Source organism: Chlamydiota bacterium (assembly GCA_016178055.1).
Taxonomy (GTDB): domain Bacteria; phylum Auribacterota; class JACPWU01; order JACPWU01; family JACPWU01; genus JACOUC01.
Genome location: JACOUC010000035.1, coordinates 151998 through 176852 on the forward strand (window position 1 = coordinate 151998; position 24855 = coordinate 176852).

Annotated in this window: 22 protein-coding genes; 13 read left to right on the top strand and 9 right to left on the bottom strand. The window is 42.2% G+C overall.

What is annotated here, in order from left to right:
- Nucleotides 1–65: 65 nt before the first annotated feature.
- The 3 genes from HYS07_05270 to HYS07_05280 all read left to right on the top strand — a co-directional run bounded on the left by HYS07_05270 (nt 66) and on the right by HYS07_05280 (nt 3316).
- Complete coding sequence (locus tag HYS07_05270) at nt 66–1847, top strand: phosphoenolpyruvate carboxykinase (GTP) (protein MBI1870590.1); 1782 nt, start codon at nt 66–68, stop codon at nt 1845–1847.
- A 79-nt stretch (nt 1848–1926) separates the two neighbouring features.
- Complete coding sequence (locus tag HYS07_05275) at nt 1927–2403, top strand: transcription elongation factor GreA (protein MBI1870591.1); 477 nt, start codon at nt 1927–1929, stop codon at nt 2401–2403.
- Nucleotides 2404–2431: 28 nt separating this feature from the next.
- Complete coding sequence (locus HYS07_05280) at nt 2432–3316, top strand: hypothetical protein (GenBank protein MBI1870592.1); 885 nt, start codon at nt 2432–2434, stop codon at nt 3314–3316.
- 68 nt (nt 3317–3384) lie between these two features.
- On the opposite strand, the gene HYS07_05285 is transcribed toward HYS07_05280, so the two are convergent.
- Both HYS07_05285 and HYS07_05290 read right to left on the bottom strand, forming a co-directional pair.
- On the bottom strand, nt 3385–3663 hold the full coding sequence (locus HYS07_05285; protein ID MBI1870593.1) for an AbrB/MazE/SpoVT family DNA-binding domain-containing protein: 279 nt from the start codon (nt 3661–3663) through the stop codon (nt 3385–3387).
- 55 nt (nt 3664–3718) lie between these two features.
- Nucleotides 3719–5071, bottom strand: a complete 1353-nt coding sequence (locus tag HYS07_05290; GenBank protein MBI1870594.1) for a hypothetical protein — start codon at nt 5069–5071, stop codon at nt 3719–3721.
- A gap of 81 nt (nt 5072–5152) precedes the next feature.
- On the opposite strand from HYS07_05290, the gene HYS07_05295 reads away from it, so the two are divergent.
- The 3 genes from HYS07_05295 to HYS07_05305 all read left to right on the top strand — a co-directional run bounded on the left by HYS07_05295 (nt 5153) and on the right by HYS07_05305 (nt 8693).
- Entirely contained in the window at nt 5153–5929 is a 777-nt protein-coding gene (locus HYS07_05295; protein MBI1870595.1) for a hypothetical protein, read from the top strand.
- A gap of 113 nt (nt 5930–6042) precedes the next feature.
- Nucleotides 6043–7536, top strand: a complete 1494-nt coding sequence (locus HYS07_05300) for a hypothetical protein (protein ID MBI1870596.1) — start codon at nt 6043–6045, stop codon at nt 7534–7536.
- Between the two features lie 53 nt (nt 7537–7589).
- Entirely contained in the window at nt 7590–8693 is a 1104-nt protein-coding gene (locus HYS07_05305) for a hypothetical protein (protein ID MBI1870597.1), read from the top strand.
- A gap of 107 nt (nt 8694–8800) precedes the next feature.
- Here HYS07_05305 and HYS07_05310 read toward each other — a convergent pair whose 3' ends face one another.
- Complete coding sequence (locus HYS07_05310; protein ID MBI1870598.1) at nt 8801–10324, bottom strand: hypothetical protein; 1524 nt, start codon at nt 10322–10324, stop codon at nt 8801–8803.
- 259 nt (nt 10325–10583) lie between these two features.
- On the opposite strand from HYS07_05310, the gene HYS07_05315 reads away from it, so the two are divergent.
- From HYS07_05315 to HYS07_05340, 6 genes are all read left to right on the top strand, one after another.
- Nucleotides 10584–12059, top strand: a complete 1476-nt coding sequence (locus HYS07_05315; GenBank protein MBI1870599.1) for a hypothetical protein — start codon at nt 10584–10586, stop codon at nt 12057–12059.
- Between the two features lie 66 nt (nt 12060–12125).
- Nucleotides 12126–13274 (top strand): ATP-binding protein, encoded by a 1149-nt coding sequence (locus tag HYS07_05320; protein MBI1870600.1) that lies wholly within the window; start codon nt 12126–12128, stop codon nt 13272–13274.
- 144 nt (nt 13275–13418) lie between these two features.
- Nucleotides 13419–13649 (top strand): hypothetical protein, encoded by a 231-nt coding sequence (locus tag HYS07_05325; protein MBI1870601.1) that lies wholly within the window; start codon nt 13419–13421, stop codon nt 13647–13649.
- Nucleotides 13646–13972 carry a type II toxin-antitoxin system PemK/MazF family toxin gene (locus HYS07_05330; GenBank protein MBI1870602.1) on the top strand — a complete coding sequence of 109 codons (327 nt, stop codon included), beginning with the start codon at nt 13646–13648 and terminating at the stop codon, nt 13970–13972. Before HYS07_05325 ends, HYS07_05330 begins: the two co-directional genes overlap by 4 nt.
- Before the next feature lie 36 nt (nt 13973–14008).
- The gene (locus HYS07_05335) at nt 14009–15664 is read left to right on the top strand and encodes a nucleotidyltransferase family protein (protein MBI1870603.1); all 1656 of its coding nucleotides are present in this window, start codon (nt 14009–14011) and stop codon (nt 15662–15664) included.
- A gap of 415 nt (nt 15665–16079) precedes the next feature.
- The gene (locus HYS07_05340) at nt 16080–17744 is read left to right on the top strand and encodes a nucleotidyltransferase family protein (GenBank protein MBI1870604.1); all 1665 of its coding nucleotides are present in this window, start codon (nt 16080–16082) and stop codon (nt 17742–17744) included.
- On the opposite strand, the gene HYS07_05345 is transcribed toward HYS07_05340, so the two are convergent.
- Entirely contained in the window at nt 17683–19536 is a 1854-nt protein-coding gene (locus HYS07_05345; protein ID MBI1870605.1) for a hypothetical protein, read from the bottom strand. The two genes, HYS07_05340 and HYS07_05345, sit on opposite strands and share 62 nt — an antisense overlap.
- Before the next feature lie 145 nt (nt 19537–19681).
- Here HYS07_05345 and HYS07_05350 point away from each other — a divergent pair, with 145 nt between their 5' ends.
- Complete coding sequence (locus HYS07_05350) at nt 19682–19948, top strand: hypothetical protein (protein ID MBI1870606.1); 267 nt, start codon at nt 19682–19684, stop codon at nt 19946–19948.
- A gap of 24 nt (nt 19949–19972) precedes the next feature.
- Here HYS07_05350 and HYS07_05355 read toward each other — a convergent pair whose 3' ends face one another.
- The 5 genes from HYS07_05355 to HYS07_05375 all read right to left on the bottom strand — a co-directional run bounded on the left by HYS07_05355 (nt 19973) and on the right by HYS07_05375 (nt 24717).
- Nucleotides 19973–20848: a sulfotransferase domain-containing protein gene (locus HYS07_05355; protein MBI1870607.1), complete on the bottom strand. Its 876-nt coding sequence runs from the start codon at nt 20846–20848 to the stop codon at nt 19973–19975.
- Nucleotides 20849–20871: 23 nt separating this feature from the next.
- Nucleotides 20872–21795 (bottom strand): hypothetical protein, encoded by a 924-nt coding sequence (locus HYS07_05360; GenBank protein MBI1870608.1) that lies wholly within the window; start codon nt 21793–21795, stop codon nt 20872–20874.
- Complete coding sequence (locus HYS07_05365; GenBank protein ID MBI1870609.1) at nt 21785–23368, bottom strand: NAD(P)H-hydrate dehydratase; 1584 nt, start codon at nt 23366–23368, stop codon at nt 21785–21787. Before HYS07_05365 ends, HYS07_05360 begins: the two co-directional genes overlap by 11 nt.
- Before the next feature lie 66 nt (nt 23369–23434).
- A complete protein-coding gene (locus tag HYS07_05370; GenBank protein MBI1870610.1) occupies nt 23435–23866 on the bottom strand; it encodes a holo-ACP synthase in 432 nt (143 codons plus the stop codon).
- Between the two features lie 122 nt (nt 23867–23988).
- Nucleotides 23989–24717, bottom strand: coding sequence for a pyridoxine 5'-phosphate synthase (locus HYS07_05375; protein MBI1870611.1), 729 nt, complete (start codon nt 24715–24717; stop codon nt 23989–23991).
- Nucleotides 24718–24855: the final 138 nt, after the last annotated feature.

A 24855-nucleotide genomic window follows, 5' to 3' on the forward strand; every position in this document is an offset into this window, starting at 1 on the left:
AACTTTCCGTTCATGGAAGATGGTTAAAAATCGTTAGAACAGGTTAGCGCATGAAGTCTATCTCCATGGATGAAAAACAAGAAACAAATTCCTTTTTGACTGCCTGGGTCAAAGAGGTTGCCCAGCTTTGTAAACCTGATCAAATCTACTGGTGCAATGGTTCAGAAAAAGAGCGCGAGGAGCTGACTCAAAGAGCCATTGAGATTGGAGATCTTGAAGAACTCAATCCATCCAAACTTCCGGGCTGTTATCTTCACCGCTCTGTCTTAAATGATGTGGCCCGCACCGAAGAGCTCACATTCATTTCGACCTCCCAAAAGGAAGAGGCCGGTCCTACGAATCATTGGATGAGCCCTCAAGAAGCCTATCTCAAATTGGGATCTATTTTCGATGGCTCGATGAAGGGACGTACGATGTATGTGATCCCCTTTATCATGGGGCCTATCCATTCTCCTTTTAGTAAAGTAGGGGTTCAAATTACCGATAGCCTTTACGTCGTTCTCAACATGAGAATCATGACCCGTATGGGCCGTGTTGCATTGAATCGATTAGGAAATTCTAAAGATTTTACGCGATGCCTCCACGGCAAAGCCGATTTAGATATTAAAAGACGATTTATTTGCCATTTCCCCGAAGACAATACGATATGGAGTGTGGGATCAGGTTATGGGGGCAACGCCCTGCTCGGGAAAAAATGTTTAGCCCTTCGTATTGGAAGTTTTTTGGGAAAAAGAGAGAACTGGCTGGCCGAACACATGCTCATCATGGGGGTTGAAAACCCTCAAGGAGAAATTACTTACGTCGCAGCTGCATTTCCAAGTCAGTGCGGAAAAACAAATCTCGCCATGATGGTGCCTCCCTTTTCCCAAAAAGGATATAAGATTTGGACGGTGGGGGATGATATTGCATGGTTAAACATTGGCCCTGATGGACGTTTGTGGGCCATTAATCCAGAGGCAGGTTTTTTTGGTGTTCTCCCTGGAACAAGTAGTAAATCTAATCCCAATGCCTTAAAAACCATTCAAAAAAATACCATTTTCACAAATGTTCTCAAAAAAATAGATGGCACTGTTTGGTGGGAAGGACTTGATGGAGAACCCCCTCTTGAGGGAATAGACTGGAGAGGACAACCTTGGACTCCAGCTTCAGGCGAAAAAGGGGCACATCCCAATAGTCGTTTTACTGCACCAGCCACTCAATGCCCTTCAATAAGTCCAGAATGGGAAAGCCCCAGAGGAGTTCCGATCAGCGCCATTATTTTTGGAGGGCGCCGTGCAAAATTAGCTCCCCTTGTTTTTCAATCCCTCAGTTGGCAACACGGCGTTTTTCTAGGCGCCTCCATGGCATCCGAGACAACAGCCGCTGCCACAGGAAAAGTTGGAGTCGTTCGACATGACCCCATGGCAATGCTTCCTTTTTGCGGTTATAACATGGGAGATTATTTTTCTCATTGGCTTTCCATGGGAAAAAAGATGAAAAATCCACCTAAGATTTTTCATGTCAATTGGTTTAAAACTGATGATCATGGAAAATTTTTATGGCCCGGCTATGGAGACAATTTAAGGGTCGTCCGATGGATTGTTGATCGATGTCAAGGAATAGGAAAGGCTACGCGAACCCCCATCGGAGATATTCCAACTTCTGATGCCATTGACATCACCGATCTTTCCCTTTCACAAAAAACCCTTCAAACCCTATTTGAAATTGATCCTCAAACGTGGTTAGAAGAAATAAAAGAATTAAAACAATTCTTCGAAAAATTTGAAAACCACTTTCCCGAAGATCTTATGGACGAGTTGAAAAACCTTGAGGGGAGACTAAAAGATAGTTCAAAGTTTAAGGTTTAAAGTTCAAAAAATATTGGCTTACTGTTAAATCTTTCGGTTACAATAGCATCCTATACCTAATCCATTTAGGAGTAAAACCATGCCTAATTACATGACCAAAAAAACCCATGAGAAGCTTCATGAACGATTGAGGTACCTCACCCGAGTTGAAAGCGTTGAACTGTCGAAGGAAATTGCCATTGCCCGTGAAAAAGGGGATTTAAAAGAAAATGCAGAATATGAAATGGCCAAACAGAAACAGGCCTTGGTCATGACTGAAATTGGAGAGTTGAAACAAAAGCTCGTGGATGTTCAATTCATCGAGGACTTGCGGGTCCCTGGAGATCGCGTGAGCATTGGAACGGTGGTCCAAATTAAAAATGAGACGGATCAAGAAGATTATACTTATACCATTTTAGGGGTTGAAGATTCGGATGCGGATAATGGCATTATCTCATTTCAATCCCCCATTGCTCGAGGACTCATGGGTCAAACGACCCAACAGCAAGTAGAAGTCAAGCTGCCCAGTGGCACTAAAAAAATAAAAATTATTTCTGTTAAGCCCTATGGTAAATAATCAGAAATATTTTTTTTCTGGTTTTTGTTTGTTCGTTTTAGTTTTTGAATGTCTTACTCGTCTCTCCCTAGCCCAGACTTCACAAACGGTTGATACCGCCCAGCAGCAACAGCTCCTCCGTTATTACCAGGGAATGTATGAACTCAAAGCTGATTATAAATTGGATGGAAAAATTGGCCGGATTCAAGAAAAACTGAACAAGGCCTATGGAACAAACTTCCGAGTGATCCCAGGTGAGACCGGCCGTGCTGCAATGTCCTTTGGAAGAGGAATTATTGTCCTTGATCTTTCCATCTCGGGAGCCTACGACGAAGAGACGATCGCGGGCCTCTTAAGCCATGAGTGGGCTCATGAATATTTGGGACACATTTATACCTTTCAATACGGCTATCTTGAGACGGGTGCCAACCCTTATGTGCGATTTGATGCTCAGAGAAAAATTGAATTAGAAGCGGATTGTGTCGGCGTCAAACATTTGATCAAAGCAGGCTATTCTCCTATAGGATTTATTAAACTCATTATTGAAAAAGGGGATGTCGAGGCCTTTAAACATCCCAATTTGCGCATGTATTATCCTCCTCAAATGCGGCTTCAAGCCATTTACGAATGCGCATCAGAACTCGATCCTGAATCTCGCCAGAAAATCGAAACCCATTTAAATCTCCCCCAAAACCAAGCTCAGAAGCATGTCCCCTGTACCCACAAAATTCCTTGTATCCACATCCAATCTTGTCAACATACGATTCCCTGTCAACATCAATGTCAGGACATTTATACTGGGAAACGAATCCCCTGCCATCTCTATGACACCCAGCATCAATATGACACTCAACACGAATATGACACCGAGCATGAATTTGATTTGGAGGAGAATACCAGCAAGTTTCATAACAACTTGCTAAGGGGTTTTTAGAATATCGTGAGTTCCAATCTTCCTTAAGAAAACTCCGTCCTCGTCCCACTCAAAAGTAATTCGATAGTTCATATAAACACTTTAAAGTGTTTCTTCATCTCAGAAACGTCCTTAAAGGACCTGATTCTGTTTAGCTTCTTATCCTTCTCAACTTCCTTCTCCCCCTTTTGCCATTCTTTAGTCCAGAACCAAGCCTGGTCTTCGTCAATTAATCTCTTTTGCTGAAGCACAATCTTATGCCTCTCCCTTGAAAAATCCAACAGAGAACCCACCTGAAGGTTAAAAAATTTTCGAATCTCCGCCGGGATGGTAATTTGGAAGTTTCGGGTGATCTTTGTTATGAACATACGCCTCTCCTTCTAAATTACTATTAATAGTAAATAACTTTTTAACGTCAATCTTTTACTCGTTTTTCTCCCCCGTATTGGGATTAGGTAAAGATTGTGCATCCATCATGGGAATATTTTTGGGGAATTGAACATTTTTCCCACCGCCTCCCAAACGGTCTGGACGCAAGACCCTAAAGCTTTGCTCGATTTCGGCCAGGGTCATTTTTACCTCATCCCATCTGGAAAGAGTGGCATAGCGCAACGTCATGACGCCGGAAAAACTATTCCCTTGAGAAACAACGGCGCCCCTTAAAATCCCTTTTTTGAGGCCAGACCCACTCGCATTAAAAGTCACTTCTCTTTCGGCAACCTTCCAGCGCTGACCTAAGGGATCGATGAATTCAGGGTATTCCCGCTCTGAGAGAGTATCAATGGAATTAATCCGCGTTTGATGAATTTCAAAAATTTTTAAAAGTTCCTGAGCGGTAGGATTGCCAGGAAGATAGATAAAAAAATTAACAAGGAATCCATCCGCTTCATCCTCAGAGACCACCTCAAGATTGTATTCTGTTTCTTTTACATTCCAATTTTTGGGATAAGAAATTTTAAAAACCTGACCTTGATAGAGATTCATCGGCTTACTCTGAAAACTTTTAAAACTCGCTGAAACTGCCTCAAGGGTTGGCCGTAACATTTCCCATTCTTCTTGTGGTGCCCATACCGACTGGTAAATGCCCTTTAAATTTTTCTGAATGGCTTTAACTTGCCCTTGAATTTTTACACCACTTACAGAACCTTCAAGTTCGGCCGTCACTTGGTCGGATATTTCTTTGAGGCCGTTCACTGAAAAATGGGCGTTTAGATTTTGCAAGGCTTTCGCTTGAATTTGAAACTGCGTTTGGAAAAAATCTAAGAGCTTTATCCCCTCTATTAATAAAATAGGCCGAATCAGTATCGCTGCAGAAGCCATAGGATCTCTGCGCACTAAAATTTGCCCCAAATCAACGGCTATTTGCCAACCTTCCGGAACACGCATCGAAAATCCTAAATACCGATTCTCATAGATTCTCATGGGAAGAACTGAAGAACTTCCTGACATGACTGGATGAACACCAGAAACTTCGACAGGAAGCACCTCTGGATGGATGGGTATCTTTCTCCCATCGGGCAGTTCTATTATTTCTCCATGCATTTGCTGAAGAGAAACATTTTGATTCCCTTGAAACTTTTGAAGAGGAGATTTTGCATGCCTTTGTAAAAGAAAATTGAAAAACATTCCCAAGCTGACTAAAGCGATGAAAAAAATTCCCAGAAAGACTTTTTCTTTCAAATTCCAACGACGAATCTGAGTCAACAAGGATTCCGAAAAATCGGATGGCGAATCATGAGATAGATGATGAGAAGTATTTTTTAGGGAGGTAGCCATTTTTATTTTACAGACCTCCTAAGGTGTATTATACTTTAGAAAAAGCCATTAATCAAATTTGGAACACGTGCGAGTTAGGCCATGAAAAAATTTCTTTTCCTAACCATCATTCTTCTAGATTGTTCCATCCATAACTTCATTTTTGCTCAATATGCAGGTCCTCCTAATTTTGGTACAAATTTGTCCTCAGGCCTGACCTATACCCATCCTCAAGGGATTTTTACGCTTCAATTTCCTCAAGGTTGGATCCAAACCCAACTCACAGATCTAAGACAGGCTGCTTATTTTATTGATGTTCAAGGAGGAGTAATCCTGGCCGAGGCAGCCATTTATCTGGAGACGATTCCCCAAACAGTCACTCCTCAAGTATATGCCATTGCAGTCGAGCAAAATACACTGCGCAACACACTCAATTATCAAAGAGGCCTTGAGAATACGTTAACTCTCAATGGACAAATCGTCGCTCATCGTCAATTTACATACGGGGTGAATCTCCAGGGCCAAATGAAAACAGTTTGGGCCGAACACTATTATTTTGTTTCAGGCAATATTTCAGGCAATATGGGAATTGTACTCCATTTTGCAACCTATCCCCAGACTGCCGCTCAACTTAAACTCCAACTAGATGAAATCGTAAAAAGTTTCAGAGTCTTCGGCCCAAACACAACACAAAATTTTCAGCCGTCCCAGGGACAAGTTCAAGCCCCCGTTATGCCCCATTTTATGTTAAATCAGCCAACCGCTTTGGGAACTCAACTGCTCCCTCAAACCTCTTCACCTCTTTCAAACTCAATGCCCTCAAAACCTGGGGGCAATAATGATGGAAATTCAAAAATCAAAGATCAAAAATCAAAATGACAGATTAAAATCCAAAATGCATCTTATGTCTAGTCTTGTGAAAAATTTTGATTTTTGATTTGTCACTTTGCATTTCGATTTTTGGATTTTGATTTTATGACAACAAAGGTCATATGCTCCAAAAAAAGTGGCTGTATTTATTACTGATCGTGCTCTTCACAAATGAAGCGGGTCTCATTGCCGAAAATAATCCTGCGAATGGCTTTGTCTATGAAGACCCTGAAGGCCGCTTTACGCTGGGTTTTCTGGCAGGATGGATCCAAGGGCATGCCTCGCAAAATCAGCAAGCCTATTTTTCTTACTGCGAAAATGGAATCACTCTTGCGGAAGTCATTATTTATTCCTATCTCCTTCCCCATGCCATGAACGAAAACGACCTCCAAGCCGAAATCGAAGAGAATTCTTTTTATCGTGCCAACACAGCCACCCCTTACCTCAACGATGCCATTAAAGATTTTGGATTTTTTACAGCCGCCATTTCTGAATATAGTTACGTGGCCGCAAATCAATCGCATATTCGATTTCTTCAATACTATTTTATCCATGCCTATACAGGAACAGGGATTGTGATCCGACTTTCAGCCCTTGAAAAATCCTGGCCTGAGATGGAAAAAAAATTTAAAGAAATGATGAAAAATTTTAAGCCAGCCATTTCCCATATTTCTTTAGAGCCTGGAGGAAAAAATTCCTACGTAAATTTAGTTCAGTCCACCCCATCACTTTCCCTAACACAATTGGCTCAGCAAAATTTGAATTCCGTTCAACCTCCTCCCATTTTAACGAATCCAGAACGGTTCATGCCGCAATATCCATGGAAAATTCCAGAGGTCCCGACCCCCTATGACAAAAATCTCTGGAATAAGACCACGGCGATGAAAAACATCGCCAAAAATGATCCTTCACTGCAAGCCCTGGTCCCCATCCTCGAGCAAAAAGAAAAGGAGTATGAAGCTAGGGTCAAAATGGCTGAAGCACAAAAGCAAAAAGCTCCCCCAACTCAAAATACGACGACTCCAACCCAAACGCAAGGAAATGAGCTCCCATCCGGTTCAGCCATCACCAGTGTTCTCACCACACAAGGACCCGCAGATTTTACAGGGAATATTTATGGAAGAATGGAAGCGACCCTTCCCCCCCAAGAAAAAGAGGCCCTAACTCGTGCTCGCAATCTTGGCCTTGAAAAATGGGAAGATCCCCTGCATCGATTCTCTCTCCTTTATCCGAAAGATTGGACCCGAAATCAGAAAGGCGAGTGGTATCTTTCCTTTGATGGACCGGGCAGCACACAATTTTTGATTCTTGCATTGATGGACCATCAGGCCACAATAGATTTTTTCCAATCTTCGGTCAAGGGCCGAACCCCATTAGAAAGAAAAGAGTGTCCTCTCAAGAGAGCTCATGGGACTTTGAAAGCAACGCTCACCACTTTCCCCTCAAAAACGGAAGACTCAAAAGTGGAATTGATCATGACGGCCCTCTTACCAGAGGAAGGGAATCTTTTTTTTCTGATTTCCATACCTAAGTTAATGTATGAAGATGAAAAAGATAAAGCAATGATTCAACAACTCATCAATGCCATGATCGAGGGAATTGAATTGAAGGGATAAATAATAAAAACAATTAAAAGTGAAAAATGAAAAATATAAAAACTATAAAAACAATGAAGACAACAATCAAAAAGATTTCCTTGTTGGTGTTTTTGTTGGCCATGACTTCTCGTTTAGCCTTGAGTCAAGTGGAACAAGGCCTTTCTTATCGGCATCCCGATGGAAGTATTTTCTTGCAATTTCCTGTCGGATGGGTTCAAAGCTCACCCACCAGCCCCGTTCAGTCCGCTTATTTTGTCTATCGACAGGGACGAACACCCATTGCTGAAACCATTATTTTTATTGAACCCTTGGTCCAAGCGGTGGATGCCCAAATTTATGCCATGGGGGCAGAACAGAATTCACTCAAGACGCTTGCAAGCTATCAAAAGTCTGGAGAAAGAGCCATTTCGCTCAACGGACAAAATGGAATTTGGAGACAATTCAGTTTTAATCAAACGGCTCAAGGAACGAATCAAATATTGGCCTGCGAGGAATACTATTTTGTGGTTGGAAATGCAGCTTATACCTTTCATTTTGGAACCTATCCTCAATTTTTTAATCCAATGAAAATTCAATTTGATCAAATCATACAAAGTTCCCGCATCGTTGCCGTAGGCCCTCTTCCCCCGATGAGTACAGCCTCTCAATCAACCGCTTATCCCCTGGTCTCACAAACAGTCCCCAATCCCGTGATGACGCCTCAAGCTAAAATTGACCTTCCTCCCCTTTCTCCTCAAGAAGGTCATATTCCTTCTTCTCTGGCAGGAGTGGCCCTGTACCCTCTTAAATCTTATACGGACCCTCATGGGAAATTTTCGATTCTTGTCCCTGCCTCTTGGATGACGATAGAAACAGCCAGTGGAATGCTCAGTGTCTCTGGAACCGGTTATGCCTTGACCTTAGAAATTCTTCCAGGCCCAGAAACGGCAGAGGCCATGCAAACGGTCATCACCCATGGAAAACAAATTATTTCCCAAGGAGACTGGTCGCTCACATCCCTCAAGGGAGTCGAAACTATTTTTAAGGATAAAGACCCTTCAGGAATTCCAGTGATTGAAATGCTTGTCGTGGTGAAAGAAAAAAGCATGACCTTCAGTTTCATTGCCCCTGAAAATGAATATGAGAATTCAAAAAAAGTGAGAGAGGAGATATTCAATAGTTTAAAGCTGAATTAACTTTGCTATGAAAATAAGTCTATCGTCAACCCAGCCTCGACTCGCCCTAACCCGAATTTCTCATCACATTTCTACTGCTCTTTGCCAATTCCGCTTGGGCAATTTTTTCACTCCGCAATCACATCGCTGGGATCGTTCGGATTGATATACCCGCCGCGGCCGGGGTCATAGTCTTGGGGAGTGACCCAGACCTGTCCTCCTGTTTTAGCAGATTCCCGGTAGCCACCTCCTTGCATGTATTCTGACCAATGACCTTCAGCCCTAGCTTCCGCCTCATTTTTGGCCTCCCAACTTTCCATCACACTCGAGGTATCCGCCGGGTGATTCGTTGGAAGCACCATGCTTTGCGCTCCTCCCCCCATCTTTTCCGGATGAAGAACTTTAAAACTTTTCTCAATGGCTTCAAGCATTGGAGACACTTCCTCCCATCTTTGAATAGGGGCTTGCCGAACTGAAACCATCCCGGAAAAACAAATCATTTGCCGAAGAATTCCAGAGGTGATCACCGATCGAAAATGTTCTCCCTTCCAATCGTACTCCATTTCACGGCCGCCAATCTGCCAAGATTGACCCAGGGCATCTTTGAAAGCAGGATAATTCTTTTGCTGTAAAATCAACCCATTTTGGATCTGAAGCTGATGAAGATTCCAATCCATAAAATGAAAAGGATCAGGATTCCCGGGGACATACATGAGAATGGCAATGCTGACGGCCGTCTGATCCGTCGCATCAACAACATCAATCCCATTTTGAGTCTCGCTCACTTGCCAACCTTCAGGATAATAAATCTGAAACACATTGCCCTGATACAATTTTAAGGGCTCACCTTGAAAACTTTTAAAACTTTCTGAAACGACTTGAAGCACTTGTTTCAACGAAGGAAAGTCTGCAATAGGGGCCCAGAACGCTCGATAATTTCCACGACGACCCTCGACGGTGGCTTGAACCATCCCTTGAATCTGGACTCCCTGAAGAACACCTTGAAACTGGCCTTTGGCACTCTTTCCCCTTTCTTCAACATTCTCTAAAGAAAGACTCCCTTGATGATTTTTGTAAATCCCTTCATAAATGGAAAAACTCATCTTTAGAAATTGCAGGGCATTCATGTCCTCTTTCAAAATAACGGGATAAACGATTACACCGGTCAGGGCTTGAGGATCTTTCTTCACCAATATTTTCCCCTGAGTCGCATTGAGATGCCAATTTTCTGGAATGCGAATGGAAAAACCCATAAAATGATCTTGATAAACCTTCATGGGAAGAGCTAAGGGTTTAATTCCGTTTGCGTCAGAGGAATTGGATAGTGCCCCATCCATTTTTATTTGAGAAATTTTTTTAACGGGAATTTTTGTTCCATCAGGAAGTTCTACGTAGTCTGTCGCGTTTTGAAAAGCGAGCGGTAAGGTTTCTTGAGAAGGAGTTTGAACAGAGGGTGGCTCGGTTAAGGCAGATGTTTTTAGATTTTGAGATGGATCGGCATGAGAATTATGAATCGGAGTCTGTTTCGAACATTTAAATGAAAAAATAAATCCTAAAATCAAAACGAGTAAAACAATCCCGCCTACAATTATTTTCTCTTGGAGCTTCCAAGATCGAATTTGGGAAAAAACCGCTCGATGAGAGAAGAGCATAGAAGTCCTCCCTGGCCTCCTTAAAATTTAACACTGATTGAGCCTCACCACAAAAATAAAAAAAACACCCCCTCCCCTTCCGAATCCAAATTTCATGTTGTATATTGTTTTTTAGATCTCTTAGATCTCATAGAAAGGACTTGTCATGAAAAAATTCCTTACAAAAAGCCTTTTTTTTATCATTCTCCTTAATTTTTCCGCTTTTTACATTTTTGGACAATATCAGCAGGCAAACTCATTTAACGATCCCCAAGGGCGAATGAGCTTACAATTAGGCCCGGGATGGCTTCAAATGCAAAACCAATCGGCTGGAGAACTTGCACACTACGCCTATGCCCAAAATGGAATCGCCGTGGCTGAACTGAGCATTGCTTCTGAAACGCTGCCCATAGTCCTTACACCGGCTCAATATGCCCAAGCCATTGAACAAAATGTGTTAAGTTCTCTCCCTCAATATCAGAAGCTTCAAGATCAACCTGTGAACATTGCAGGGGCACAGGCCCATTACTATCGATTCACCCTTCTCAAAGACACCCAAATGGGCAAAGTCCAAATGGCCGCTGAGCAATATTTTATGGTCCTTGGAAACTCCGGTTACCTCATCACCATCATGGTCCTTCCTCAACAATTTCAAGCTGTAAAACCGATCTTAGATCAAGTGATTCAAAGCATTCAGTGGGGACAAAGTGCACCCTCTGGACAAAATTTTCAAGCACCTATTCAGTATCCGGCTCCAAATTCTTCTCCAATACCAGTTGGATCTCAGAGCCCTCAAAACATGACAGCCCCTCCCATGACAAGCACTTACGGGTCTATGGTCCAAAATAATCCTTATCCCCCAATGAATTCCACCAATCCCTACGGCCAAAACTATTCTCAGAATCCTCAAGATTTAAACGCCATGTACGAACAATTTCAAAAACAGCAACAGCAAATGATGCAGCAGTACATGCAGCAGTATATGCAGCAATCTGCACAACAAATGAACCAGGCCGGACAAACGCAAGCGGGTCAAAATCCATACGCCATGCCGAATACAGACATGAATGCTTTGGTCCAACAACAAATGCAGCTGGCAACCTTGACACCGCCGCCTCTAGCCCCATCAACTCAATCTCAGCCGTTAATGAATCCGCAAACGATTCCAACTTATCCCATAGCCAATCAGAATCAGGCGCCTGCAAATACGAATTTAACCAATCCGACTCAAAATTATCCGCCTGTGGGGTCCGCAGTGGGAAATGCCCCGACGCCTTTGGAAACGCAGGGCCTCCAGAACCAGGCCAATGTCTCCGTGTCTCCTTATAAGGCACCTCTTGTACAAAGTCCTCCTCTTAAACCCTTTCAGGATCCCAAACAACGCTTTTCAATCGGAATCCCTGAAAATTTTTCTCCAGCAGAAAACCCAGCTGGAGCGCGTTTCACCGGTCCTCAATCGAGAGAAATTACGGTGGTAGAAATGGATGCCCCCGATGAGGCTCTCAATTCTCTCACCAAGGATAAAGAGGTTTTGGAAAGACGGGATGCCCAAGTTCGTTCAGGAGAAAAAATCATTACTGGAAAATTAATGATTTATTATTCGATCAATCCCCAAACGAAACAGAAATTTGTTGTGACAGCCTTGGCTGTCCCTCAAGGGAAACTTCTTTTCATGGTCATCGCCTTAGAAGAAACCTTTGTTAATGATTCGCAAATGCTCGTGGATGTGATCAGAAGTATTAATGTGCGAACGTAAGATTAATAGCTATAATTAGCATTATAAGTGTTGATTTTCTTAAATATCAGCATTAGTATTGCTGTTATGAGCTTTAATCGTATCCTCCATCTTCCACAATTATTAGAAAAAAAATCCTTTTTCCTATTTGGTTCACGTTCCACTGGAAAGAGTTATCTTATTCGTGAACAACTTGGGAATGCACTTGTTCTGGATCTTCTCAGGACAGAACTTTATTTTCGTCTTTCAAACCGCCCATCAGAACTCGAGGCTCTGATTGAAGGTGCGTCCCAGAGAGCTAATGTAGTTGTGATTGATGAAGTTCAGAAAATCCCTCAACTTTTGGACGAAGTTCATCGCCTGATTGAAGAAAAGAATATTATATTTCTGCTCACAGGGAGCAGTGCCAGAAAACTAAAACGAGGACAAGCTAATCTGCTTGCAGGCCGCGCTTGGACGGCCTATCTTTTTCCTTTATGCTGGCCCGAAATTAAAAATTTTGATCTGAATCGTTATCTTCGTTATGGGGGACTACCCAATGTCTATCAAAACCCGTTTCCTGAAGAGGAGCTGGATGCTTATGTTCAAACGTTTCTGAAAGAAGAAATTTTAGTGGAAGGGCTCATCCGTAAGCTTCCTCCTTTTTCAAGGTTCTTGAAAGCAGCCGCTCTTTCAACGGGTCAGCCACTCAACTTGACGCAGATTGCGAGTGACTGTCAGGTTCCCGCTTCTACCGTACGGGAACATTACTCTATTCTTGAAGACACATTGGTTGGATTTTTTTTGGAACCTTGGACTCGATCCCAAAAAAGAAAGGCTGCTCAAACCGCTAAATTCTACTTTTTCGACCCAGGGGTAACACACACCCTAACAGGAACAAAGACGCTAGATCGCAACTCAAATCTTTATGGGGCTAGTTTTGAACAGTTTATTGGGATGGAACTACGAGCCTATTTGAGTTATCGAAGAATTAAAGAGCCCTTGTCCTTTTGGCGTTCTCTTCATGGCTATGAAGTGGATTTTGTTGTGGGAGATCACACGGCTATCGAGGTTAAAGATACGCAACGCGTTTCACAGTATGACATGAAGGGACTTAAAGCGTTGAAAGAAGAGGCTGTTTTTAAAGAATATTATCTCATCAGTCAAGACCCTATTGAGATGAAAAAAGATGGAGTGACAGTGATTTATTGGGAAAATTTTCTTAAAAAATTGTGGGAAGATCAATTGTTCGTTTGATGATGAACACATGCTGGTTTTCATCGCTTGCTTCAATCTGTAGACCGATGGCGGGTCGATTTCCATCTTGTGAAAAATGTTCTGGACTTTTTTCATCATTTCATACTACCATGGTAGCATAAAAATCAAGACCTCTATAATACGATGAAAATCAAAACATCTATAACACTATCGAAAGACCTGTTCAAAATGATCAACCAGATGTTGGGGGAAGATCACAACCGTTCGGAGTTAATTGAACAAGCTCTGAGGGAATACCTTGCTCACCAAAAACAAAAGATTCAAGATGCAAAAGACTTGGAAATTTTAAATAAAAAAGCTTCCCATCTCAATGAAGAAGCCAAAGATGTACTTACCTACCAGGTAAAGATGTGAAACGTGGCGATCTTTATCGTGTTTACAAAGCTTCTTCTTTTGATCCCAAAAAATTTCGTGTTTTTGTGATTGTAAGTCGCCAAATTCTTATCGATTCAAAATTTAATACCGTTATTTGTGCACCTATCTATAGTTCATACGATGGGTTATCAACTCAGATTAAAGTGGGCATTGTTGAAGGATTGAAGCATGAAAGTGGCATTCATTGCGATGAGTTGATTAGTCTTCCAAAATCATCCCTGACCCATTTTGTAGGTTCTTTATCTGAATCAAAAATAGAGGAGCTTCAGGAGGCCCTAAAAGCAGCACTTGAATTAAAGTAACTCGAATAAAGCAATTTCTTTGCTATAGTAACACCCATGATACCCAATCGCGTCGAAGAAGAACTACTCATCTCTTGCACACCCATAAAAATAACTCCTGAAAAAATGAAACGGATCGAAACACTGCTGCACGGAAAAATAGATTGGAATTATTTTCTTCAGATCCTATTTCAACACAGGCTAACCTCGCGGGTCTACCAATCCTTCAAAAAAAATTTTATTTCAGATGTACCGCCCCCCATTCTTGCCGAGCTTTATGAAAATGTTCAAATAGAAGCTCGACGTGCTCTTTCTATGGTTCGTGAACTCATCGGTCTCCTCAATTTATTTAAGGAACAGAATATCTCAAGTATTCCCTACAAAGGCCCTGTTTTAGCAATGGCGCTTTATGGAGACGTTTTATTACGGCCCTATATGGATTTAGATATTTTGATTCGCAAGGAAGATGTTTCTAAAGCAAGGACTATTTTAGAATCTCAAGGCTACAAACCCCGTCTTCATCTGAATCTCCAACAGCAGAAGTGGTTGCTCCAATATGATTGTGAAGAGACTTTTTCAAAGGAGGGCCTTCATGTCGATCTTCATTGGGAAATTGATTTACCCCATCTTTCTTTCTCAAAATTAAATGATCAAAACTTATGGGAGAATTTAAAAGAGATGGATTTTGGAGGGAAAACAATTCATGTCTTCTCCCCCGAGAACCTACTTCTTATTCTTTGCTTCCACGGAGCGAAACATGCCTGGAGTCGACTTCATTGGATTTGTGATTTAGCGTCCCTGATTCATCAACATCCGCAAATGAACTGGGAAGCCGTTGTCAAGAGGACCACGACGTTGAAAGGAGAAAGGATGCTCTCCATCGGGCTTGGCCTGGCTCTAGATTTGTACGCTCTCCACTTGCCCATAGAGGTGATTCAAAAAATCAAAACCAATTCACATGTAATGTTTCTTATTACAAAAATTAGAAAAAGACTTTTCCAAAAAAGAAAGTCATGGCCAAGGCTCGGCAATGAACTCATCTATCTTAGAATCATGGAAGGGGTCGGTAATCGCCTTCGTCACTCTCTAAGACATGTAAGGCCTACCCCTGCCGAATGGATGATGATTCCGCTTCCTGAATTTCTTTATCTACTTTATTATCTGGTCAGACCGATTCGATTAATCACAAAACATATTTATCGATTTTTTTATAAGCCTCCAAATTTAGATTTGTCTCTATTTGTACCCACATCTCCCTTTGCCGTTGATCGAATGCTGAAACTTGCTCAAGTCGTCCCCCAAGACGTTGTTTATGATCTGGGCTGCGGAGAGGGTCGTATGGTGGTGATGGCTGCAAAGAAGTATGGCGTGCGTGGAATAGGCATAGACAAAGATCCCAAACGCATTAGAGAAGCGAAGAACAATGCACGTCGGGAAGGAGTAGAACATCTCGTTAAATTTGTGAAACAAGATGCAAAAATAGCCGATGTATCTTCCGCAACGCTTCTCATGCTCAATTTACCCTCGACTGCCTATCCCAAATTGAAACCGCTATTTGAAGAACTCAAACCAGGTACAAGAATTGTAACAAGGACCCTTTACATCAATCACTTGTCGCCTCTGAAAACAGAGACATTTAAAGATCATGAAAAATTTACCCACGTTATTTATCTTTATCAGGTTCCTGAAAAAAAGGTTGATTTGGCCTTTTAAGCGCTCCTCAGTGGAGACATTTTGGATTTCCCTTAAAGGGAAAGGAGGGGTGGTTGCTGGTCGCTTTTCGATCCGAGCAAATGCATGAGGTTCTACCGGTAACACATGGGAAAAGATACACAACCACAGCGTGGTTTTACTAAATTCAAACCTATCACGGAAGATAGGCGTTAACTCTCATCGTTTGGTTTCGTGCCTCCATCCGGAGGCATCCCCGTAGTCATATTTTCTGTCGAAGTCAATTTAATGACTTCAAGTAAGGGAGGGGTCCATGGTTTCTTACTTTGATTTTTGATATTTTTATTTTTGATCACAAAATCATTTCTCTCACAATTTCAACATCATCATTGTTCTATATGATACTTATTCTATATATTAAAATAAAGCGAAATTTTACTAAAGCTGGGTGTAAAAAATGAGTTGCGTTTTTCGTTTTGAGGAAGAGCTTCTCATCTGTTGTGCTCAAGGGAATATCTCTTCTCAAAAAAGAGAGAGAGTATTCACTTTGCTCCAAGGAAAAATCGATTGGCATTATTTCTACGAAATCATGTCTCGTCATCGATTGAAACCGATCCTCTATCAAAATTTTGATCGCTATTTTTCTCAATCCGTCTCTCAACCCTTTTTCGCTGAGCTTTATGAACAAGTTCAATCGAATCTCAGGCAATCGCTTTTAATCACCCAGTCATTGATCCAAATTTTAAATGGGTTCAAGGAAAAACGGATTTTCGCTCTTTGCTATGATGGTCCCGCATTGGCAGAGATGATTTATAAAAATTTTAGCCTGCAACACTCAACAGACTTAAATATTTTTATTCATCGATCCGATGTATTAAAGGCCCAAGCACTGTTAGAAGCTCAAGGGTACGCTCCTCGATTTAAGCCCAAGAAACAAAAAAATGATCTTATTTGCCATCGTTGTCAAGAAACTTTGACCGGCCATGGAATTTTTGTACACCTTCATTGGGCCATTGAACCTAACTCTTTCTTATTCCCAGATGAAGATACGAATCAGCGTTTATGGGAAAATCCAGAATCGGTATCTTTAGGTGGAACCCCCTTACAGACTTTCTCCCCTGAAAATTGGATTCTTATTCTTTGCCTTCATGGAGCGAAACACGGTTGGAGACAGTTGAATACAATAGGTGACATCGCAGCACTCATTGAAGTGTATCCCTGTTTAAATTGGAAGGAAGTTTTAGAAAAGGCTTGTCAACTCCACAAAAAAAGGATATTGCTTCTGGGTCTTTACTTAGCAATGAATTTATTCGAAGCCCCTATTCCCCAAGAAATCATCCAGAAAATTGAAAAAGATGTTAGAGTGAAATTTTTGGCAGAAAAGGTCAGGGGAAAACTTTTTCAGAAACGTCGTACCGGATCAAGATTTTTAGATGATTTCTTTTTTCTTCGCACCTTAGAAAGTTATCGGGATAAAATTCGTTTTTGTCTCAATTATGCTAGGCCAACTCCTCTAGAGTGGCGTCTTTTCAGTGTTCCAAGGGGCTTATATTTCATTTACTATTTTGTTCGGCCGATCCGCCTAATCATCAAATATTTTATTCGATTGTTCAAGCATCCTCTAAAACGTGATCTGGCTATTTTTGTCCCCACATCTTTGTCAGCAGTAGATCGAATGCTTGAGTTGGCAGCCATAGGCCCGAACGATATTGTTTACGATTTAGGTTGTGGCGATGGACGGATGGTCATTCGAGCCGCCCAGAAATGTGGGGCACGGGGAATCGGAATCGATATCGATTCAAAACTTGTTTGTCAGGCTCAAGAAAAAGCCCGTGAGGAGGGGGTGGATCCTCTGGTGAAATTTTCAAGAGCGGATGTCAAGAAGGCATTGATCCAGGATGCAACGGTGGTCATGTTATCCCTCCCTTCCTCCGCTTATCCTAAACTGAAGACTCTTCTTCAGAATCAACTTCGTCAAGGAACACGAATCGTAACGCGTCGATTGTTTATGGATGATTTTCCCATGATTAAACAAGAATCCTTTTGGGATAGCTCTGGCATCAGGCACACCCTTTATCTCTATCATGTGATAACAAATCATCCAGATAAGAGCATAAACTGATACAAGTCATATAGTGACATGCGTACTCAATCATCATCTCCGTTGTTAACTGATTTAATTCGATATGAGGCCGTGCCTTCCACCTATCCAAAATTTTAGAATAATCATAAAAATCCCAGACCATGGGTAAATTCTTCCACTGTTGGAGGTTTGCGAGCCATTTTGAATGATGAAAGTTATAGAGTAGAAACCAATCGGCCGCCTGTTCTCCCCGATGAATATTCAAACAAATTTCTTCAGGAACCCAACCGGCCAATCCTTCGCGGACCAGCAAACGGCGCTCTACTTTATCATTGCCTTTTCGATAAACCCACGGTGGGATGTTGTAACAAAATCGGATGAGATCTAGGTTGCGCGTAGGATCTAATAGTTCTATGCCATATCTAAGGGCCATCGGCATGCTGGAACTTTGACGGGGAGCTCCCCAGACTCCACTCAACATCCAATAATGGGGATTGATCAAGCACCCACTCTTTCGACGCAAAATCCGTCGTGCTCTAGAAGAACGAATAAACCGAGTTTGATGTGGGTTTGAAGGATCTTCAAAAAGCCCTTGGGGATTGAACCACGCCCTCGCCCAGGCTGAAAGTCTTGGTCGAAGACGTTGAAATAGGGACCCCTCGCCTCCCCAGGAAATAGTCCCATTTCCTCCATCTCCACTTAATAGAACACGACCCTGATTGGTTAAGGTGCGATCAAAAGAAGCCAGGTACCAATCCATATTAGACACATTTCGAATGGGCTGATCAATATGAGGATAAAACGTTTTTAAAAAATCAAAGATATCGGTTTCTGGAGATGACTGATAGATATCATGTTGAATATTTGAATATTTTTTCAATACCTTTTCAATGAGGGAAAGTTCGTGATAATACCAGCCTGGGTTATAGCTCGGGCCTTCCAGGCCTACTGGAATGGAGGTAAAGCCGTGGAGCAAACGGTTTTTCCCCCCTAGAAGACGGGCTGCCACGCAGGCGATAGAGGTAGAGTCTAAACCACCACTGATATGGGCATGAACCGGGAAATCCGTACGTAGACAACTGCGAACGGCCCTTTCAAAAAGTTCTCGGAAGTGTTCATAATAATCTTCTCGGGTCCGATAACGAATGGGTGCTCGATCTTTTTTTAAAGACCAATAAGATCCAGCATGGAATTCGTTGCCTTTTAAATAAAGGTATCCCGCACGAGGAAGTTTCTGAACTTCTCGATAGCAAGTTTCTGTCAAGGGCATCGCATCTAACGCAAAATGGGCAAATAAATTTTGATTAATAGAGAGAGAATCACAGAGGATTCGAAAGGGACTAAAATAATTGGCAAAGATCAAATATCGATTCTTTTGATAAGTAAAGAAACACGGTCGAGTTGAAAAGGGGTCGACGGCAATAAACCACTCATTCTTCGCCTGATCCCAGATGGCAAAAAGATAATGACCTTTTAAATGGTGAACACAATCTCGTCCCCATTTTAAATAGGATAATAAGATCAGCTTACAATCGGCTGACTGTTGAGCTTCATGAGATGATAATGCTAATTCAAGGATCAGGTCTTCACGATGGGTTAAATAGACCTGGGAGAGGATTAGAGATTTGGATGAGGGATGTTCATAAGGCATGAGACCCCAAGAACATTCTGGAGTCACAAACCGCTGTGTTGAGATGAGACCCACTGAACCTTTTACCCAAATGGTTTGATGATCTGGCGTCCATTTAGGAGTTTTAAAGATACACCGAATCAGATCTTCACGATGAACGGGTTTACCATCTAATTGAATGACACCTAGTAATGCATTCATAAGATAAATCCAACCTTAAATAGTGTGAACAGGCGCAGAAATACTTTTCGTTTATATCATGTTCCTAACAGGCCGCTTCAGCCAGAATAACTTCAAAGACTTCGACCGCTCTGCCATGATTCTTCTGACTCAACGAAAATTATTCATGGAGATCGACTATGAAGCAAGGTCGGGCGTGACAAACTATCCAGAATCCGTCTCACTCGAGGTGGCCCGTCCCGGTCGACTCAATCTTGTTGTATGGCAACAAGATCTTATTTTCGACGATATTCTCATCCGTAGTACGGAATCTCTCAATTGGGTGACACCTGCAACATCGGTTGAGCCACAGGATAAGACCATTCTGTCAACCGGTTCAGAGTGGATACAATCTATTCCCATGCAAGTTAAAAAACATTCTAGAAAAATTTGATGATATCAGAATAAGTCCGCTACTCTAGAAGACCGGGAAACCCCGTTGATCAAGGTAGTCAAATCGCTGCATAACGCTCCCATGTGCATCCAGCAGGCGATCGATTTGTCCCTGATTGAGAATTTCTCGATAACTTCCTACTTGTCCTTTACGAAAAAATGTCTTGGCCGTTTTAGGCCTTTCTCTAAAACCAGACTCCTGTTCTTGATTTTGCAAGCGAGAAAATCGACATGATTCCAGTGCTTCTTTAACTTGCGCCTGATCATATTCTGTCAACCCCAAAAACTTCACAGCTGAATAAAAAGTAAAAAGAGAATTATTCAACATATCTTCATAACGAATCAGATGAACTTTCATTTTAGCTTCATCCACCCAGCTCAATACATGCTGGCTCCAGCTGAGTAAACGTTGCCTGCATGGAATTTCAAAAAAGGTGTTTCCGCGAGCAAAGCCATAGGTTGTATCATTCATTTTGTCAATCATATCCTCTCTATTTTCCACTCCACGCAAGTGGGCAAAGGACACCGCCACGTCGAGGGGATTGCGGATGAAATACAGGGCGATTTGATGGGTGAAGTGCCCTAAGAGGGGACTTCCATCAGATCGATAGGTGTACGCATCGTGCGTTCTGAAAAATCGGTTTTTCTCGGTAATATTTTGTTGCCACGACTCATATAACTCAGCACGACGCTGATCTATTTCTTCATGGGTCAGAAAATGTGTATCAATACCGTAAGCGTCATCAAATATAGCGTGAGTACTTGCCGGAGGGGCCAATAGCTCATTTAACTGAATGGCGTCATCCTCAGGGTTGAGGAGGGCCGTCAGAAATGCTCTAAACCAGGTATTTCCTGATCTTGGATAAGAGGCTAACCAGACCAGTGGAAGGGATATGGGCATTGAAATTCTCCAGTTAATATTGTTTAAACCTCTTGCGGGATATATTCTAAAAAGATTGAATTCAACTCTTTCCAAACAAGATCCAAAGGTTGTTGACCTACCCATCGTGTAAGATGATACAGAGAGACTTGATTTGCCAATTTCATTAGCAATCTCTGATATATTTTTTGATATCCTAATTTCTTAAACAGGAATAGATGATAGTGTCTCAGGTCTAAATTGTCCATCTTATGAACCCCAGTTAATTTCTTAACAGAAACGTCTTCCTTTTTGTTCATCGTGTCAATACTGATCACGCCTGAAATCGGCAAAGGACGATTGGAAAAAATATTCTCTGTTTTAAAGAAAAATTGCTGCAGGCAAGGGCGAATGGGTCGCAACAAATGATGATCGATTTGAAGTTGGTCGGCGGCAGCCTTCCACAACCTCAAATGACGGATACCAGGTTCGACCATAAGAACACCCTCTTCCCTCTCAGTTACAACACAAAAATGATCACTGACGAGCTTAGCCCCTTGTCTTAAAGCATATCCTGCCAAAGTCGAGCTCCCTCCTCCTGGGGGAGAAAGGAGGAGAATGCTTTCTTTTTCATTCCAACTCAAGGCACAACCCCTCACGAGCCACTTCCCACGCAGGAGTAGCCAATAAGGCAAGGCTGCATAAAGTAAAAAAGCAGCAATATCATCCTCACACTTTGTTAAAGGGTGTATATCAATACGGTAGGGTTGACAATGATAATGTGCAATTCCATCCACAAGTAAGAATATATTTTCTGAATCAATCTTTAAACGCAATCCAAAGGCCTCAAAATTAAAGCCCCTCGAATGATTGATCTCACTTAAATCTATACTACAATCTGCAGTCGTTATGTCCGAAGAAACCTCGGACAAAGGTAGGGGCCAAGGTGATTCGATATTAAAACCAAAAGCGTGATAGTTATGCTTCATAAGCCATTGCTGAAATTTCCTTTAATTTCCGGGGAATCAAGGGTAAGAGGTCTGAGGCGAGAAGGCCTTGAGTACAGTTTATTTGCTGTACGGCTTCGTCACCGCAAGCGCCGTGGAGGTAAACCCCTAATTTTGCTGCTTCTAAGGAACTCATCCCCTGTGCTAAAAATCCTCCGATCATCCCCGCTAGAAGATCGCCCATCCCCCCCACGGCCATCGCCGCATTTCCAGTGACATTCAGATCAAGATTTCCTTCTGAAGAAGCGATGACCGTTCCCGCACCTTTCAAAACAACAATGCTTTTTGTTTCTTGGGCCCATTGTCTTGCTATATTCCATCGATCCTCCTGAATCTCCAGAATCGTCTTACCCGTCAAGCGAGCCATTTCCCCCGGATGGGGGGTGAGAATGACGGGTGCTTTGGCCTTGAGTAAAGAAGAAGGATTTTGAGCCAGAATATTAAGGGCATCGGCATCCATCACCATGGGGACTGAAACTTGAGGAAGCAGGCGGTGGATAAGCACCCCTGTTTCCTCTTGGGTTGAAAGACCTGGGCCGATCACCATTGCCTTTGCCCGCTTCAAAAAATTTAAAATAGGATCCAAGGCACTGAGTCCGAGTGTACCTGACTCTGATTCAGGAAGGGGCACGGTCATCGGCTCTGTAAGTTTGATTTCCATAATGGAATTTAAACTTTTAGGGATTCCTACGGTGACAAGACCTGCGCCTGATCTTAAAGCAGCTAGAGAAGCAAGGGTAGGCGCCCCCGTCAGCCCCGGAGAGCCCCCTAAAATCAAGAGATGGCCAAAATCTCCTTTGTGCGAAAGGCGTTTTCTTTTTGGAGGGAAGGTTAAATCATCTGGAAGAAGCAAAGATTCTCTAGGGTCTAAATCATTTAAAAGTGGTTCTGGAATTCCTAAATCTACCACATGAAGAACCCCAACCCATTCGAGCGCTTCTCCCAAAAAAAGACCCTGTTTGGGAAGACCGAGGGTAACGGTATGATCCGCTCGAACTCTAATCCCCCTGACGCATCCACGATCAGGGTCAAGGCCGCTGGGAAGATCAATAGCAATAACTGAAAGAAATTTTTTTAAGTTAATAAATTCTGTCGTCTCCGCAAAAATTCCCTGAAGAGATCCTTTTGAACCGGTCCCTAAAAGAGCGTCTACGAGAATCGCCTCTTTCGGCAAATCAGAATTGACTCTTTCCAAATCATCTCGAGTCTTCACCTCTAAAATGAGAGGACTACGAGATTGCAGCTTCTTAAAAGATTCTCGAGCGGTTCCCTTAATTTCGTCAAAGGATCCTAAAACTAAAGTCTGAGTTTTAACCTCATGCTCCTCCAAAATTCTTGCCGCGACAAAAGCATCGCCGCCATTATTCCCTTTCCCTGCAAAAAGAATCACCTGTCTTGGCCACTCATTTTGACGGAGGAGATTTAACACAAGCTCAGCCACCCCCGCCCCTGCTTTTTCCATCAAACTTAAAGCCGTAATCCCATATTCATGGGTCATTTTCTCGTCTAATTCTCTCATCTGACGAGCGGTGATTATTTTCACAATTTCCACCATGGCCCTTCTGGCCGCACAAGTGTATGAAAAATAGAAGGCAGCTCCCCACGAGCTTGCTTTTATAAATTAATTTCTACCTGAATTTTGATGTTTGATGTTTGATTTTTGATTTTTTTTCACCTTCCCCAAAATAATCGCCTCAGCCACTGCATAGTGATCTGAATGTGTAAAACTTGCTTGAACTGTTTGAATCTTCCACAAATCTTTTTTTTGGAGAATGCGGGAATCGAGCTGAATGCGTGGAGGGCCTGAAGGTTGCACCCTCACTTCTATCCATTGGAGTGAAACTTGTTTTTTTAATAAGGCTAAGGCCTTCAAAACGGCTATTTTACAAGCCCATCGGGCCCGATAGTGAATCTCAGGGCGCCTTTTCTGATCACAATATTTTCTTTCTGGAAGGGTAAAGGATTTTTCGAAAAACTTTTTCTTGTTCTCTTGAACAATCTGTGACCATCTTTCCTCATCAACCATCTCTAACCCAACACCGAGGATGTTCATAACTGTTCAGCCTAACCTTCGCTCACCGAGGCGGATAAAAATAGTCTGCAGTCCACAGTCGACAGTCAATGGTCGACAGCTTTCAAGGAATTATTTATTTTCTATGGACTGTGGACCGTTGACTATGGACTAATTTTAGTATTAATCATCTCCACCATTTCCCTCACCGCCTTCTCAAGGCCTATAAAAAGGGCTCGAGCGATAATCGCATGTCCAATATTTACTTCCTCTAAATAGGGAACCGTAAGGATTCGATGAATGTTTAAATAATGAAGGCCGTGACCTGCATGAATATTGAGTCCCAAAGTATGCGCAAGATTCGCCCCCTGAAAAAGCTTTTTCAAACACTGATTTTCCTCACGCCTACTTTTAGCTTCAGAAAAAGGGCCTGTATGAAATTCTATAAAATCAGCGCCCGCCTCTTGGGCTCTCCTGATTTGACCTTCTTGTGAATCAATAAAAAGTCCCGCCAAAATTTTTTGCGCTTTAAATTTAAAAATGGATTTTTTTAAAGAGAAAAAATTTTTAGAGATGTCAACTCCCCCTTCTGTGGTCAACTCCTGCCTTTTTTCTGGAACAAGTGTGACTTGATCAGGCTTGAGCTTGAGCGCTAATTTCACCATCTGAACGGTGTTGGCCATCTCTAAATTTAATTTAGAACGAATTGTTTTCCTTAATAACTCTACATCTCGCAATTGAATATGCCGTCGGTCTTCCCTTAAATGAACCGTAATATTTTTCGCTCCGGCTAACTCGCACAGGGCTGCAGCCCAAACCGGATCCGGCTCCCGGGCAAAACGGACTTGCCTCAAGGTTGCTACATGATCAATGTTAACGCCTAGATGTATCATTCGCTTCGCTCAAATTCAAAATGAAAAAGTCAAAATGTAAAATGACAACCTGAAATTCAAAATTTCTAATGTCCTTGCGAGGGAGACATTTTAAGTTTTACATTGTCCGACAAGATTTTTGATGTTTGGATTTTGATA

Excerpts from the sequence above, each read along its gene's own strand:
- HYS07_05325 (MBI1870601.1), top strand. The coding sequence starts at position 13,419 with ATGAAAATCAAAACATCTATAACACTATCGAAAGACCTGTTCAAAATG.
- HYS07_05340 (MBI1870604.1), top strand. The coding sequence starts at position 16,080 with ATGAGTTGCGTTTTTCGTTTTGAGGAAGAGCTTCTCATCTGTTGTGCT.
- HYS07_05310 (MBI1870598.1), bottom strand. The coding sequence starts at position 10,324 with ATGCTCTTCTCTCATCGAGCGGTTTTTTCCCAAATTCGATCTTGGAAG.
- HYS07_05375 (MBI1870611.1), bottom strand. The coding sequence starts at position 24,717 with ATGATACATCTAGGCGTTAACATTGATCATGTAGCAACCTTGAGGCAA.
- HYS07_05300 (MBI1870596.1), top strand. The coding sequence starts at position 6,043 with ATGCTCCAAAAAAAGTGGCTGTATTTATTACTGATCGTGCTCTTCACA.
- HYS07_05295 (MBI1870595.1), top strand. The coding sequence starts at position 5,153 with ATGAAAAAATTTCTTTTCCTAACCATCATTCTTCTAGATTGTTCCATC.
- HYS07_05350 (MBI1870606.1), top strand. The coding sequence starts at position 19,682 with ATGGAGATCGACTATGAAGCAAGGTCGGGCGTGACAAACTATCCAGAA.
- HYS07_05360 (MBI1870608.1), bottom strand. The coding sequence starts at position 21,795 with ATGAAGCATAACTATCACGCTTTTGGTTTTAATATCGAATCACCTTGG.
- HYS07_05365 (MBI1870609.1), bottom strand. The coding sequence starts at position 23,368 with ATGGTGGAAATTGTGAAAATAATCACCGCTCGTCAGATGAGAGAATTA.
- HYS07_05320 (MBI1870600.1), top strand. The coding sequence starts at position 12,126 with ATGAGCTTTAATCGTATCCTCCATCTTCCACAATTATTAGAAAAAAAA.
- HYS07_05345 (MBI1870605.1), bottom strand. The coding sequence starts at position 19,536 with ATGAATGCATTACTAGGTGTCATTCAATTAGATGGTAAACCCGTTCAT.
- HYS07_05285 (MBI1870593.1), bottom strand. The coding sequence starts at position 3,663 with ATGTTCATAACAAAGATCACCCGAAACTTCCAAATTACCATCCCGGCG.
- HYS07_05305 (MBI1870597.1), top strand. The coding sequence starts at position 7,590 with ATGAAGACAACAATCAAAAAGATTTCCTTGTTGGTGTTTTTGTTGGCC.
- HYS07_05370 (MBI1870610.1), bottom strand. The coding sequence starts at position 23,866 with ATGAACATCCTCGGTGTTGGGTTAGAGATGGTTGATGAGGAAAGATGG.
- HYS07_05355 (MBI1870607.1), bottom strand. The coding sequence starts at position 20,848 with ATGCCCATATCCCTTCCACTGGTCTGGTTAGCCTCTTATCCAAGATCA.
- HYS07_05270 (MBI1870590.1), top strand. The coding sequence starts at position 66 with ATGGATGAAAAACAAGAAACAAATTCCTTTTTGACTGCCTGGGTCAAA.
- HYS07_05315 (MBI1870599.1), top strand. The coding sequence starts at position 10,584 with ATGAGCTTACAATTAGGCCCGGGATGGCTTCAAATGCAAAACCAATCG.
- HYS07_05275 (MBI1870591.1), top strand. The coding sequence starts at position 1,927 with ATGCCTAATTACATGACCAAAAAAACCCATGAGAAGCTTCATGAACGA.
- HYS07_05290 (MBI1870594.1), bottom strand. The coding sequence starts at position 5,071 with ATGGCTACCTCCCTAAAAAATACTTCTCATCATCTATCTCATGATTCG.
- HYS07_05335 (MBI1870603.1), top strand. The coding sequence starts at position 14,009 with ATGATACCCAATCGCGTCGAAGAAGAACTACTCATCTCTTGCACACCC.